The sequence below is a fragment of the Dyadobacter sp. HNCC25DJ186 genome (assembly GCF_056895235.1).
This window is the reverse complement of the sequence record NZ_JBXHAS010000060.1, coordinates 1-268: the sequence shown is the minus strand read 5'-3', so window position 1 is coordinate 268 and position 268 is coordinate 1. Positions and strand designations below refer to the sequence as shown.

Annotated in this window: 1 pseudogene; it reads right to left on the bottom strand. The window is 43.7% G+C overall.

The features are described 5' to 3' along the window. A pseudogene (locus AC1XUO_RS29700) lies at positions 1 to 268 on the bottom strand (hypothetical protein); the annotation flags it as partial.

Genomic DNA, 268 nt, shown 5'->3' with positions numbered 1-268 from the left:
TATTAGATCGCGACCAACTTCCTGGAATTTCATTTTCGGGATATCGCCTTCAACATCCTGGTGTAGATAGAATAAGTTTCCTTCAACGGTCCAGAACATGTTATTAACCCCGATCATGTAGGTGCGTGGCTTGATTTCCGTGTTTGGCAAGGCGTTCAAATACATTTTTCCGTTTCGGATCGTCACCACCTGGCTACCGTTGGAAAGCGCGCTATCCAAAGAATTCAGGATCCATTGATACCAAATTGGATTAATGAAAACACTGGCA